General features: G+C 73.4%; 14 protein-coding genes. 4 read left to right on the top strand and 10 right to left on the bottom strand.

The window, feature by feature from the left end:
* Positions 1–11: 11 nt before the first annotated feature.
* Genes VKZ81_RS01540 through VKZ81_RS01555 form a run of 4 tightly spaced genes read right to left on the bottom strand, consistent with a single transcriptional unit; the run spans position 12 to position 5,115 of the window.
* A complete protein-coding gene (locus VKZ81_RS01540) occupies positions 12–1,796 on the bottom strand; it encodes an ABC transporter ATP-binding protein (RefSeq protein WP_324239541.1) in 1,785 nt (594 codons plus the stop codon).
* Entirely contained in the window at positions 1,797–2,612 is an 816-nt protein-coding gene (locus VKZ81_RS01545) for an ABC transporter permease (protein WP_324239542.1), read from the bottom strand. It lies immediately after the preceding gene.
* A gap of 5 nt (positions 2,613–2,617) precedes the next feature.
* Entirely contained in the window at positions 2,618–3,646 is a 1,029-nt protein-coding gene (locus VKZ81_RS01550) for an ABC transporter permease (protein WP_324239543.1), read from the bottom strand.
* Positions 3,643–5,115 (bottom strand): ABC transporter substrate-binding protein, encoded by a 1,473-nt coding sequence (locus VKZ81_RS01555; RefSeq protein ID WP_324239544.1) that lies wholly within the window; start codon positions 5,113–5,115, stop codon positions 3,643–3,645. Before VKZ81_RS01555 ends, VKZ81_RS01550 begins: the two co-directional genes overlap by 4 nt.
* Positions 5,116–5,283: 168 nt before the next feature.
* On the opposite strand from VKZ81_RS01555, the gene VKZ81_RS01560 reads away from it, so the two are divergent.
* The gene (locus VKZ81_RS01560) at positions 5,284–6,066 is read left to right on the top strand and encodes an IclR family transcriptional regulator (RefSeq protein WP_324239545.1); all 783 of its coding nucleotides are present in this window, start codon (positions 5,284–5,286) and stop codon (positions 6,064–6,066) included.
* 9 nt (positions 6,067–6,075) lie between these two features.
* Here the strand turns inward: VKZ81_RS01560 and VKZ81_RS01565 are convergent, their stop codons facing one another.
* Together VKZ81_RS01565 and VKZ81_RS01570 are read right to left on the bottom strand one after the other, a co-directional pair.
* Entirely contained in the window at positions 6,076–6,627 is a 552-nt protein-coding gene (locus tag VKZ81_RS01565) for a YdeI/OmpD-associated family protein (protein ID WP_324239546.1), read from the bottom strand.
* A complete protein-coding gene (locus tag VKZ81_RS01570) occupies positions 6,624–7,046 on the bottom strand; it encodes a VOC family protein (protein WP_324239547.1) in 423 nt (140 codons plus the stop codon). The genes VKZ81_RS01565 and VKZ81_RS01570 overlap by 4 nt, the downstream gene beginning before the upstream one ends.
* 88 nt (positions 7,047–7,134) lie before the next feature.
* Between VKZ81_RS01570 and VKZ81_RS01575 the strand changes: the two genes are divergently transcribed.
* Positions 7,135–7,728 (top strand): CGNR zinc finger domain-containing protein, encoded by a 594-nt coding sequence (locus VKZ81_RS01575; RefSeq protein WP_324239548.1) that lies wholly within the window; start codon positions 7,135–7,137, stop codon positions 7,726–7,728.
* On the opposite strand, the gene VKZ81_RS01580 is transcribed toward VKZ81_RS01575, so the two are convergent.
* From VKZ81_RS01580 to VKZ81_RS01590, 3 genes are read right to left on the bottom strand one after another with little or no spacing between them, the layout of a single operon-like run.
* Positions 7,725–8,564 (bottom strand): alpha/beta fold hydrolase, encoded by an 840-nt coding sequence (locus VKZ81_RS01580; protein WP_324239549.1) that lies wholly within the window; start codon positions 8,562–8,564, stop codon positions 7,725–7,727. The genes VKZ81_RS01575 and VKZ81_RS01580 overlap by 4 nt on opposite strands.
* Positions 8,561–9,379: an SDR family NAD(P)-dependent oxidoreductase gene (locus tag VKZ81_RS01585; RefSeq protein ID WP_324239550.1), complete on the bottom strand. Its 819-nt coding sequence runs from the start codon at positions 9,377–9,379 to the stop codon at positions 8,561–8,563. Before VKZ81_RS01585 ends, VKZ81_RS01580 begins: the two co-directional genes overlap by 4 nt.
* Positions 9,376–9,672 (bottom strand): YciI family protein, encoded by a 297-nt coding sequence (locus VKZ81_RS01590; protein ID WP_324239551.1) that lies wholly within the window; start codon positions 9,670–9,672, stop codon positions 9,376–9,378. Before VKZ81_RS01590 ends, VKZ81_RS01585 begins: the two co-directional genes overlap by 4 nt.
* A gap of 48 nt (positions 9,673–9,720) precedes the next feature.
* Here VKZ81_RS01590 and VKZ81_RS01595 point away from each other — a divergent pair, with 48 nt between their 5' ends.
* Positions 9,721–10,026, top strand: coding sequence for a YciI family protein (locus VKZ81_RS01595; RefSeq protein WP_324239552.1), 306 nt, complete (start codon positions 9,721–9,723; stop codon positions 10,024–10,026).
* Here the strand turns inward: VKZ81_RS01595 and VKZ81_RS01600 are convergent.
* Positions 10,013–10,852: a PhzF family phenazine biosynthesis protein gene (locus VKZ81_RS01600; RefSeq protein ID WP_324239553.1), complete on the bottom strand. Its 840-nt coding sequence runs from the start codon at positions 10,850–10,852 to the stop codon at positions 10,013–10,015. The genes VKZ81_RS01595 and VKZ81_RS01600 overlap by 14 nt on opposite strands.
* A gap of 170 nt (positions 10,853–11,022) precedes the next feature.
* Between VKZ81_RS01600 and VKZ81_RS01605 the strand changes: the two genes are divergently transcribed.
* A partial coding sequence (locus VKZ81_RS01605) for a hypothetical protein (RefSeq protein ID WP_324239554.1) occupies positions 11,023–11,764 on the top strand: 742 nt, incomplete at its 3' end.

Below are 11,764 nucleotides of genomic sequence, written 5' to 3' on the forward strand. Positions count from 1 at the left end.
CGCGGCTCCCTTCAGCCGACCGTGGGCGAGTTGCTGAGCAGTCGCCTCGTGTACTCCTGCTTCGGCGAGTCGAGGACCTCGACCACGAAGCCCGACTCGACCAGCTCGCCGGCGTTGAGCACCTGCACCCTGGCCGCGATCGAGCGGACCAGGGCGAGGTTGTGGGTGACGAAGAGCATGCTGATCCCCCGCTCCTTGCGGAGGTCCTCCAGCAGCTCGACGATCGAGCCCTGCACGGACACGTCCAGCGCCGAGGTGATCTCGTCGCAGACCAGGAGGTCCGGCTCGGCGGCCAGCGCTCGGGCGATCGCCACCCGCTGCCGCTCGCCGCCGGAGAGCCGGTCGGTGCGCAGGTCGAGCACGGCCGGGCCCAGCGCCACCGCCTCCAGCAGCTCCACGACGCGCTCGCGCGCCGCCTTGCCCTTGGCGATGCCGAACAGCTCCATCGGGCGGGCCACGATCTGGGCGATCGTCAGGCGCGGGTTCAGCGACAGGTAGGGGTTCTGGAAGATGTACTGGATCCGCTTGCGGTCCTCGACGCTGCGCGCCCGGGCGCCCTTGCCCAGGCTGCGGCCCTCGAAGACCACCTGTCCGGTCCAGCTGTCGAGCAGCCCGCCGATGCAGCGCGAGATCGTGGTCTTGCCGCTGCCCGACTCGCCCACGAGCGCGACGACCTCGGCCTTCGCCACGTCGAAGCCGACGCCGTGCACGACCTCCTTGCGGCCGTAGAACACCCGCAGGTCCTCGACGGTGAGGATGATCTCGCGCTGCTTCGTCGGGTCGGTGTCGGCCACGTTGCCGCGGGCGAGGTCCCACACACCGATCTCGCCGACCCGGTGGCACTTGGCGGTGTGGTCCGGGCCGACCTCGACGTCGACCGGCTCGGTCTCCCGGCAGCGGTCCTGGACGTAGGCGCACCGGTCGTGGAAGCGGCAGCCGGACGGGCGGCGCCCCGGCGCGGGGGTGTTGCCGGGGATGCCGGTGAGCGCGCGGGCGTGCGACAGGTGCGGGATGGCGTCGAGCAGGGCGCGCGTGTAGGGGTGGGCGGGCTGGGAGAACATCTGCTCGCGCGGCCCCAGCTCGACGATCCGCCCCGCGTACATGACGGCGACCCGGTCGGCGATGTTGGCCACGACGGCGAGGTCGTGGGTGACGTACAGCGCCGCCACCTGGTAGCTGCGGCACAGCTGCGCCATCGTGCGCAGCACCATGCCCTGCGTGGTGACGTCCAGCCCGGTGGTGGGCTCGTCGAGGACGAGCACCTTGGGCCGGGGCAGGAACGCCATCGCGAGCGCCACCCGCTGCACCTGCCCGCCGGAGAGCTGGTGCGGGTAGCGGGCGAGGAACTCGTCGTCGTCGGGCAGGCCGACCTCGCGCAGCCCCGCCCTGGCCCGCTCGAGGCGCTCCTGCGGGGTGCCGACGCCGTGCAGCTCGAGCAGCTCGACGATCTGGCGGCCGATGCGGATGGCCGGGTTGAGCGCCGCGCCGGGGTCCTGCGGGACGTAGGCGATCTTCATGCCGCGGATCGGGCGGACCTGCTCCCAGGGCAGCGCCAGGATGTCCTGGCCCTCGAACAGCAGCTTGCCCCGCTCGATGACCGCGCCCGGCCGGGCGTAACCCAACAGCGCGGTGCCCGCCGTGGTCTTGCCCGATCCGGACTCGCCGACCAGCCCGACGACCTCGCCCGGGCGCAGCTCGAGGTTGATCTCGTCGACGACGTCGACGTCGCGCCGCCCGGCGAGGCCGACCCGCAGGTCGGACAGGACGCAGCCCGCTTCGGTCGTGATGGTGGTCATCTACTCGCTCCGTCCTGCGAGCTGCGCGATCCCGTCGGCCATCAGGTTCGTGCCGACGGTGAAGATGCCGATCACGATCACCGGCGCCAGGACGCCCCACGGCTGCACCAGCAGCGCCAGCCGGTTCTCGTTGATCATCTGGCCCCAGTCGGCGGCGCCGGGGTTGGTGGCGAAGCCGAGGAAGCCGATGCCCGCGACCATGCCGATCGAGTACGTCAGCCGCAGGCCCGCCTCGGCCAGCAGCGGGGCGTTCATGTTCGGCAGCACCTCGGCCACCATCACCCGCAGTCGCGACTCCCCGAGCGCCTCGGCGGCGTGGACGAAGTCGCGGGAGACGACGCCCAGCGCGACGCCGCGGGCCACCCGCGCCACGCGGGGGGCGTGCGAGGCGCCGACCAGCAGCACGATCATCCACCAGGCGGGCTGGTCGACGGCGGTGAGCACGAGCAGCGCGAGCAGGATCTGCGGGAACGCGAGCGCCACGTCGTTGAGCCGCATGATCGCCTCGTCGAGCCAGCCGCCGGAGTAGGCGGCCACGACGCCGATCACGATCCCGACCACCATGCCGAGCGCGGTGGCCAGCGCCGCCGTGACGAGGATCGAGCCACCGCCGGCGAGCACCCGGCTCCACACGTCCTGGCCGAGGTAGTCGGTGCCCAGCCAGGAGCCCTCCATGGTGAAGGGCTTGCCGACGATCTCGTTCTCCCCGTAGGGGGCGAGCCACGGGCCTACGATCGCGAGCACCGTGATCACCAGCGTGATCACCATGCCGGTGACGAGGCGGCGCTGCCGCCCGATCCGCCGCGTTGTCGTCATGACGCTCATGAGCTGATCGCCGTCCTCGCTCGCGGGGTGAACAGGATCGACAGCACGTCGGCGACCAGGTTGACCACGACGTACACCGCGGCGATCACCATGGCCAGCACCTGGACCATCGGGAAGTCGGAGTTGCGCACGGAGTCGACGAGGCTCGCCCCCACGCCGGGGTAGGAGAACAGGTACTCGACGATCACGATGCCGCCGGCGAGCCAGGCCAGCTGCAGCGCGATCACCTGGATGCCGGGCACGACCGCGTTGAGCAGGGCGTGCTTGCGCATCACGATCCGCTCGGGCACGCCCTTGAGCCGCGCCAGCTCGACGTAGTCGGAGTCGAGCACCTCCAGCAGGCTGGAGCGCACGATGCGCGCCACGTACGGCGCCACGGCGATCACGAGGGTGGCCACCGGCAGCACCATCGAGGCCGGGACGGACCAGGGCGGCGCCCCGCCGCCGGCGATGGTGACCGCGGGCAGCACGTGCAGCACCGTGGTGGAGAACAGCGCCACCAGCAGGATGCCGACCACGAACTCGGGCAGCCCGGCGATCGTGATCATGATGACCTGGATGACGCCGTCGGCGCGCTTGCCGCGGTGGTTGGCCGAGATCATCGCGATGCCGAACGCGATCGGGATCATCACGATCGCCGACACGATCACCAGCACCGCCGAGTTGACGATCCGGTCGCCGACCAGCTCGCCCACCGGCAGCCCGTTGGCGATCGAGTTGCCCAGGTTCCCGGTGAGCAGCCCGCCCAGCCACTCGAAGTACCGGACGATCACCGGCTGGTCGAGCCGCAGCGCGGCCTCGATCGCGGCCACCCGCTCCGGGCTCTGGGCGTAGTCCCGGCCCAGGATCGCGCGCACCGGGTCGCCGAGCGCGGCGGTGGCGAAGAAGACGAGCATCGAGCACAGCCACAGCGTCAGCAGGGCGAGCCCGATGCGGCGGGCGAACCACCAGAGCCAGGCCGAGCCGCGCCGGGCGGGCGGCGCCTGCGCGGGGGTCTCGACCACCTTGTCCTGCGTCGCGGTCATGGCTGCCTCACGAAGGACACCCGGGAGAACCGGAAGTTGGAGCACGGCAGGTACCGGTGCGGTTCGAGCCCCTGCACCAGGTTGGAGTAGGCGTCGAGCTGGCGCTTGAAGCCCCAGATGATGTAACCGCCGGTGTGGTACTCGATCTCCTGCGCCTCGTGCAGGAGCCGCCTGCGGCGCTCCGGGTCCGGCTCGCGCTTGGCCTGCTCGACCAGCTCGGTGAAGACCGGGTCCTCGAAGTGCGTCTCGTTGTAGGTGGCGCCCTTCACCGACGAGGTCGCCACCTGGGGGATGTAGTTGCGGGTGTTCCAGAAGTCCTGGGCGAAGGTCCAGGACAGGTACTGGTCGCCGTAGAAGACGTTGGGGTCGGCCTTGTTCAGCCGGACCGTGACGCCCGCCTGCCGGGCCTGCTCGACGAACAGGTTGGCCGACTCGACCCCGCCCGCCCCGACCGCGGTGGAGGTGACCAGCTCGACCTCGAGGTCTTCGTAGCCGGCCTGGCGCAGCAGCGACTTGGCCTGGTCGATGTCCTGCATGCGCTGCGGCAGGTGGCTCGCGTACGCCGGGTCGAACGGCGCGTACAGGTCGTTGCCGAGCACGCCGAACCCGTTGAGCGCCTGGTCGATCATCTGCTGCCGGTCGACGATGAGCCGCATCGCCTGGCGCACCCGCACGTCGGAGAACGGGGCGACGTCGACGCGCATCGTGAACGGCACCCACGCCCCGGTCTCGGAGACCAGTGGCGTCGCACCCTGCTGCTCGATGGTGCCCGCCAGGTAGCTGGGCAGGTTGTCGATGCTCTGCACCTGGCCCGCGAGCAGCGCGTTGACCTTGGCCGCGTCGTCGGCGAAGTCGTAGATGAACAGCTCGTCGACCCAGGGCGGGCCGTCCCAGTAGTTCTCGTTGCGCACGAACTGCGACAGCTGCCCGGGCACGAAGTGCTTGTAGACGAACGGGCCGGTGCCGACCGGGTGGGAGATGTCGAAGTCGGTGGGGATGATCCCGACGGTGTACTCGGCGAGCAGCTGGTCGAGCACCGCGTACGGCGAGTTGAGCTGCAGCACGATCGTGCGCGGGTCGAGGATCTTGGAGTTGTCCAGCTCGAGGATCGTGGCGAGCTCCGTGCCACCCGAGCCGGGGTTGTCGGGGTCGGTGACCGTCGCGAGGCTGAACATGACGTCCTCGGCCGTGACGGTCTTGCCGTGGTGGAACTCCACGCCGTCGCGGATGCGCACGGTCCACTGCGTGTTGTCGGCGTTCGGCTCGACCGACTCGGCGACCGACGGCTCGATCTCGTAGTTCGCGTCCCATCGGAGCAACGGCTCGTAGAGCTGCATGACGCGGCTGATGTCCGGGTTGGTGACCGGGAAGTACGGCTCGAGCGTGTCCTTCAGGCCACCGCCGGTGGCGCCGTGGCTGTAGACGCCGCCGCGGACCGGCGGCGTGCCCGGCTCCGGCCGGCTGGGCACCGCGCTGCACCCGGGTAATCCGGCGAGCGCTGCTCCTGTGAGCAAGCCCGCTCTGAGCACATCTCGACGGGACGGCCTTGTCTGTCGCATGATGCGAACCCCCTTGGAGCGATGTGAACCTATCCACCCGGGGGTCGACCGTCAACGGAGTGATGAGGATGTTGCGTCGTGGCAACACGTGAGCCGGCGGCTTCGGTCCGCATCCAGTCGGTCGACCGTGCCGTTGATCTTCTCCTGGCGGTCGCCGCCGCGCAGCCCGAAGAGGCGACCGTCCCCGCACTGGCCCGCGCCTGCGGGCTCAACCGCGCCACCGCGTGGCGGCTGCTCAAGACCCTCCAGGTGCGCGGGCTGGTCTCGGTGGACGAGTCCACCGGCCGGTACTCCATCGGGCTCACCACGATGGAGCTCGGCAACGCCGCCGGGCCGGACGCGCTGATCTCCGCCGCCCGTCCGACGCTCGAGCGGATGTGCGCCGAGACCGGGGAGACCGCCTCGCTCGCCGTACCGGGCGTCGGCGGGCTGACCTACCTCGACGAGGTCACGCCCAAGGCCGTGCTCACCGCGAGCTGGCTCGGCCGCTCGGTGCCGCTGCACGCCACCTCCACCGGCAAGGCGCTGCTGGCCCACCTGCCCGCCGACCAGGTGCGCCGGGTGCTCGCGGGCCCGCTGACCCGCTTCACCGACACCACGATCACCGACCCGGACCACCTCACCGCCGAGCTCGCCGCCACCCGCGAGCGCGGCTACGGCGTGTGCGCGGGCGAGCTGGAGTCGTCGCTGTACGGGGTGTCGGCGCCGGTGCTGGACCGCAACCACCGCCCGCTCGCGGTGCTGTCGATCTGGGGGCCGCGCGACCGGGTTCCACCGGAGCGCTTCGCCGAGCTGGGCGAGGTGGTGCTGCGCGCCGCCGCGGAGATCGGGGCGGCGCGGGGGAACGCCGCGGTCGCCTGAGGTCGACGGTCAGCGGCCCAGCGCCCGGGCGACGGCGGCCGCGATCCGCCGTCGCCGGGTCTCCGGGCGGACCGCCCGCGCGATGGACTCCAGCGCCGCCCGGCGGGCCGACGGCGAGAGCGCGGCGAAGCCCGCCGCGGCGCCCGGCTCGGCGTCGAGCGCGACCCGCAGGTCGTCGGGCACGACCCCGGCCTGGGCGCCGGCGAGCAGCGACCACGTGCCGGTCCGCTTCGCGCGGTCGACGGCGGCCTGGCCGGCGGGCGTCATCCGGCCCTGCGCGGCGAGCTCCTCGGCCAGCCCGCGGTTGAGCGTGCTCCACGGGGCGGTCGGGCGGCGCGGGCCGAACCGCTGCCGGAAGGAGGAGCCGTCGTGGCGGCGGGCGAGGCTGTCGATCCAGCCGAAGCAGAGCGCCTCCTCGACCGCCTCGCGGTGGCTGATGCCCGGCCGGCCGCTGCGGGCGTGCGGGATCACCACCCAGGCCTCCGCCGCGGTGCCCGCGTGCGCTTCGAGCCACCCGCGCCACTCCTCCCGCGTGGCCGGCTCGAACACCTCCGTGCTCACGACCCGGTCCCCCGGCCCGCGACGACCTCGAGGTAGTGCGCGTTGTGCATCACGCCGAGCACGTTGCCGAACGGGTCGACCACCGACGCCGTGACGAAGCCGTCGCCGTGTTCGGTGATCGGCTGGTACGCGGTGGCGCCCAGGGCGAGCAGCCGGTCGAGGGCGCCCTGCAGGTCGTCGACGTGCCAGTGCATGACCGCACCGCCGGGGCCCGCGGCGTGCCCGGGCGGTGCGTAGCGGCGGTCGATGATCCCGATCTCGTCCCCGTCGTCGCCGATGCGGAACTCGACGTACGCGGGCGGCGCCGGGGCGGGCGGGTTGGCGAAGTACGCCTCGACGCCGAACAGCTCGGCGTACCAGTCGCGGGCGACGGCGACGTCGTCGGCGAAGAAGTTCAGGGTGGCGAAGCCGCGGAACATCGTTCCTCCAAGTTGGTGTGACCAGCGAAAGACGTTAGCCGGTCACAGTGTGACCAGTCAATGCAAGACGCTGGTAACATCTCTGCGCATGAGCAAGGCCCATGCGCCCGCCCCGCTCGACCTGGTCCAGGACCTGGTCAACACGTGGTCCGGGCGGCTGTCGGGCGGCGGTGACGAGCACCTGGCGTCCCCGGCCGACCTCGCCCGCTGGTGCCGGGCACACGGGGTCGCGGTCGCCGACGACGCGGTCACGGCCGACGACCTCGCGCTCGCCCGCACCGTGCGCGAGGGACTGCGTGCCGCGCTCGCGCGGCACAACGACGCCGTGCAGCCGGCCGACGCGGAGGCGCTGCAGCGCCTCGACGAAGCGGCGCCCGCGCTCGGTCTGCGGGTCTCGCTCGCGGGCGATTCGCCCGAGCTGCTCCCCCGGGACGGGTCGCCGGCCCGCCGGCTGCTGGCGTCGGCCCTCGCCGCCGTCGTCCCCGCCGCGCGGGACCGGACGTGGCAGCGGCTGAAGGTCTGCCGCGAGCCGCGCTGCCGCGCGGCGTTCTACGACGCGTCCCGCAACGCCTCCGGGGTGTGGTGCTCGATGAGTGCCTGCGGCGCCGCGGCCAAGCAGCGGGCGTTCGTCGAGCGCCGCCGCGCCCGCAGGGCGGCGGGGAAGGCCGCCGCGGCGAGCTAGACCGACCCCAGGAAACGGACGGCGAGCGCGGCGAACCCGTCGGCGCGCTCGACCTGCGGCAGGTGCCCGGTGTCGGCGAAGACGTGCGACCGCGCGTGCGGCAGCGCCGCGCGGGCCGCCGACAGGTGGCGCACCGGGAGGATGCGGTCCCGGTCGCCCCAGACGACCAGGGTCGGGCGCGGGTCGCGCGCCACGTCGGCGAGCAGGGCGGAGCGCCAGCCCGGCCGGATGCCGCGCACGGTGCCCAGCTCGCGGAGGACGTCGAGGAAGACCTCGGTACGGGCGGGCTGGGCCGCGACGCGCAGGGCGTGCCGGACCCGTTCCTCGGTGACGAACGACGGGTCGTCAAACAGCGCGCGCTCGGTGCGGCGCGCGGTCCGCGGGCCCGTGTGCCGCAGCAGGTGGCCGCCCAGGCCGGGGATCGCGAGCAGCCGCAGGTCGAGCACGACCTGCCGGCCGAACCCCGCGGGCGCGGCGAGGACGACGCTGCGCACCCGCTGCGGGTGCGCAGCCTGCATCGCGAGCGCGACGGCCCCGCCGAGCGAGTTGCCGAACACGTGCACGGGCCGCCGCACGCCGAGCGCGTCGAGCACGTCGCCGACGCCCGTCGCGAGCCGGGCGAGCGTGACCGGCCGTCGTGGTGGCGGGTCCGACAACCCGAACCCGAGCAGGTCCATGCTGATCACGCGGTACGCGGCGGGCAGCGCGTCGTGCTGGGGCGCCCAGTCCTCGAGGCTGCGGCCGATACCGTGCAGCAGGACGACCGGGTCGCCGTCGGCCGGGCCCGTCTCGCGGACCCGCACCCGGGTCCCGCTCGCCGCGACGAGCCGGGTCACGGGCGAACCAGCCGGGAGAGCACGGCCATGTGCCCGACGGGCAGCAGCCGGGCGAGCACGTCCGGGATCTTCGCGTTCGCGGCGATGAGCAGCCGCGCCTTGCGGCGCTCGACGGCACGCAGGATGTCGGCGGCCGCCTTCTCCGGCGGGTAGCTGAGCAGCCGGGAGAACGACGCAAGGCCCGCCTCGAACTCCGCGCGGTCCACCCCGGACCCCACGCGCGCGTCCACCGCGATCCGCGTGTTCACCCCTCCCGGGTGCACCGTGGTGACCCCGATTCCCCGCTCGGCCAGCTCCACGTGCAGCGACTGGCTGAAGCCGCGCAGGGCGAACTTCGACGCGGCGTACGCCGACTGAGCGGGCGGGGCGATCAGGCCGTAGAGGCTCGAGACGTTCACGAGGTGGGCGCCCGGCTGCATGGTCGGCAGCAGGTGGTGGGTGAGGACGACGGGGGCGTGGAAGTTCACCTCCAGCACCCAGTCGAACTCCTCGAGCGTGACCTCCGAGAACCGCCCGGCGAGCGCCACCCCGGCGTTGTTGATCAACAGGTCGGTGCGCGGGTGGTCGCGGACGATGCGCTGCGCGGCGTCGGTGGTCGCGGCGCGGTCGGCCAGGTCCACCGTGATGGGGTCGACCGCGATGCCCGGGTGGGCGGCGCGGATCTCGCCGGACACCCGGTCGAGGCGGTCGGGGTCGCGTTCGAGCAGGACGAGGTGGCTGCCCCGCTCGGCGAGCGCGCGGGCCAGCTGCTCGCCGATCCCGCTGCCCGCGCCGGTGACGACGGCGGTGCGCCCGGCGAACCGGTACGGCCTCACGGGATCGCGGACCGCAGCGGCCCGAGCACGGGCTCCCACTCGACGATCTCGCTGGAGGTGATCACCCCGGCGGCGGTGAACGGGTCGTCGGCGACGTAGGAGGCCACGGTGTCCTTGTCGTCGGCGCGGAACAGCAGCAGCGCGCCCGCCTGCTCGCCGGGCGCGTAGGGGCCGGACAGCAGCAGCTTCCCCTCGTCGGCGAGCCCGCCCAGGTACCTGCGGTGTTCGGGACGGACGCGGTCACGCGTGTCCACGTCGTCGGAGTACCGGTAGGTGACCGCGTAGATCGTCATGGGCCCCATTCTGGTGGTCGCGATCGGCCCGGTGGAAGTATCTGGGGCATGGCCTCGACCTTCGCAGTGATCTACACCTACACCGACGACACCGCCCTGCGGGAGGCCACGCGGCCCACGCACCGCGAGTACCTGCGCGGCCTCGCCGACGACGGCGCACTGCTCGTCGCGGGGGCGTGGGCGCCGTCCGAGGCCCCCGGCGGCCTGCTCGTGTTCCGCGCCGAGGACAAGGCGACGGTGCAGGGGTTCGTCGACGCCGACCCGTACACGAAGGCGGGCGTCGTCGCGAAGGCCGACATCCGGGAGTGGGTCCCGCCGCTCGGGCCGCTCGCGCCGCGGTTCAGCGGCGAGTGAGGCGCACCTCGCCGCCCATCCAGACGCCCCCGTCCTCCGACCGGAACCGCAGCTCGATGCGCGAGGGGCGGCCCATCGCCCGCCCCTGCCGCACCGTGACCGGTCGCGCGGGGTCGACCAGGCCGTCGTGCAGCAGCCCGAACGCGAGCGCGGCGGCGGCGATGCCGGTGGCGGCGTCCTCCGGGTACCCGGACGACCGCGGGAACTGGCGCGCGTCCACGACCTGTGCCGCCGGGTCGGTCACGGCGTAGGGGTACAGCCCCGTCGACCCGGCGCGGTCGCACACCGCCTCGACGCGGGCGAAGTCCGGCGCCAGGCCGTCGAGCACGGCCCCGTCGGCCACCGGGACCAGCGTCTTCACGCGGCTCGTCGACGCGTTGCGCACCGGCCGGTCCGCGAGCGCGTCCGGGTCGAGCCCGAGCACGTCGAGGATCGGCTCGACGGCGCCCCGCGGCACCGGCTCGACCGTCCCGGGCGGCTGCGCGATCTCGACACGCCTGCCGTCGCCCGTCCCGTGCAGCCGAGCCTCGACCACCCCGCTCCTGGTCAGGACCCGCATCGCCGTGAGCCGCTCGCCGGCGAGCCGGTCGAGCAGCCACACCGCCGCGAGGGTCGCGTGGCCGCACATCGACATCTCGTGCGCGGGGACCCAGAACCGCAGCTGCAGGTCGCATCCGGAGCCGGGCGGCGCCGGGAGGACGAACCCGCTCTCGAGACCGTGCTCGCGGGCGATCCGCTGCATCGCGGCGTCGTCGAGCCCGGCGGCGTCGAGGACGATCGGGGCGGGATTCCCGCCCCGCCCCCCGTCCGCGAACGCGTGAACCACGGTGACGGGCGGATCCACTCGCGCAACGCGTTCCACGCGACCATCGAACACGAGGGCCCGGAGACCGGTTCCCGCTTGCGGTGGACGGGCCCCGGTGGGCGTGGTGGAATCACACGCCGTTGATCATCAGCGCACCGAGTCGGGGGGGTCTCGTGCATCGGACGGAGCCGTTGCCAGGTCGGGTTCGCGCGCGGACGGGGGCGCGGTTCGCCGCGGCCGGGTTCGCGGTGCTGCTGGGCGTCACCGGGTGCGCCTCGACCCTCACCACCGAGGAGTACCAGGGGCTGCTGACCGGGCTGGAGCAGGCCGTCCAGCCGCCGATCGACCGGCTCGCGGCGGCGACGTCCGTGGACGAGGTCACCGCGGCCCGTTCCGAGCTGGTCGCGGCGATGCGCGCGCAGATGGAGGCGTTCCGCGACGCCGGGAGGCCGCCCGAGGAGGCCGGCGTCCAGCACGGCGCCGTGCTCGGCTTCCTGGGCGCGGCCGAGAAGCTCGCCGCCCTCGCCCCGCCGGACGGCACGACGCCCGACGAGTGCGGGATCGTGCCGACCCCCGAGGAGCAGACCGCGCAGGCCAAGGCGGACGTCCGCGCGGAGCTGGAGAGCGCGGGGGCGACGCTGACGAACGACAACATGGCCCGGGCCGGGCTCTCGCTCGCCGTCGACCTCGTCCCGCCGGGGCTCGAGCCGCCGGCGGAGCAGAACCGGCGCGGCGAGAACGGGGCGGTGCTCGACCGCAACGGACCGCACGGCCGCGGCACCCTGGAGATCAACAACGGGGGCGACTCCGACGCGGTGGTCGCCGCCGTCGCGTCCGACCCGAAGGCGCCGCTCGCGAGCGTCTACGTGCGGGGGAACTCCACGGCGAGGATCACCGGGATCGCAGGCACCTACCAGGTCTACTTCAAAAGCG

Source organism: Pseudonocardia sp., assembly GCF_035305885.1.
GTDB lineage: Bacteria > Actinomycetota > Actinomycetes > Mycobacteriales > Pseudonocardiaceae > Pseudonocardia.

What these genes read in the sequence shown, in the direction of transcription:
- VKZ81_RS01595 (WP_324239552.1), top strand. Translation starts at nt 9,721, where the DNA reads ATGGCCTCGACCTTCGCAGTGATCTACACCTACACCGACGACACCGCC.
- VKZ81_RS01540 (WP_324239541.1), bottom strand. Translation starts at nt 1,796, where the DNA reads ATGACCACCATCACGACCGAAGCGGGCTGCGTCCTGTCCGACCTGCGG.
- VKZ81_RS01550 (WP_324239543.1), bottom strand. Translation starts at nt 3,646, where the DNA reads ATGACCGCGACGCAGGACAAGGTGGTCGAGACCCCCGCGCAGGCGCCG.
- VKZ81_RS01545 (WP_324239542.1), bottom strand. Translation starts at nt 2,612, where the DNA reads ATGACGACAACGCGGCGGATCGGGCGGCAGCGCCGCCTCGTCACCGGC.
- VKZ81_RS01570 (WP_324239547.1), bottom strand. Translation starts at nt 7,046, where the DNA reads ATGTTCCGCGGCTTCGCCACCCTGAACTTCTTCGCCGACGACGTCGCC.
- VKZ81_RS01590 (WP_324239551.1), bottom strand. Translation starts at nt 9,672, where the DNA reads ATGACGATCTACGCGGTCACCTACCGGTACTCCGACGACGTGGACACG.
- VKZ81_RS01575 (WP_324239548.1), top strand. Translation starts at nt 7,135, where the DNA reads ATGAGCAAGGCCCATGCGCCCGCCCCGCTCGACCTGGTCCAGGACCTG.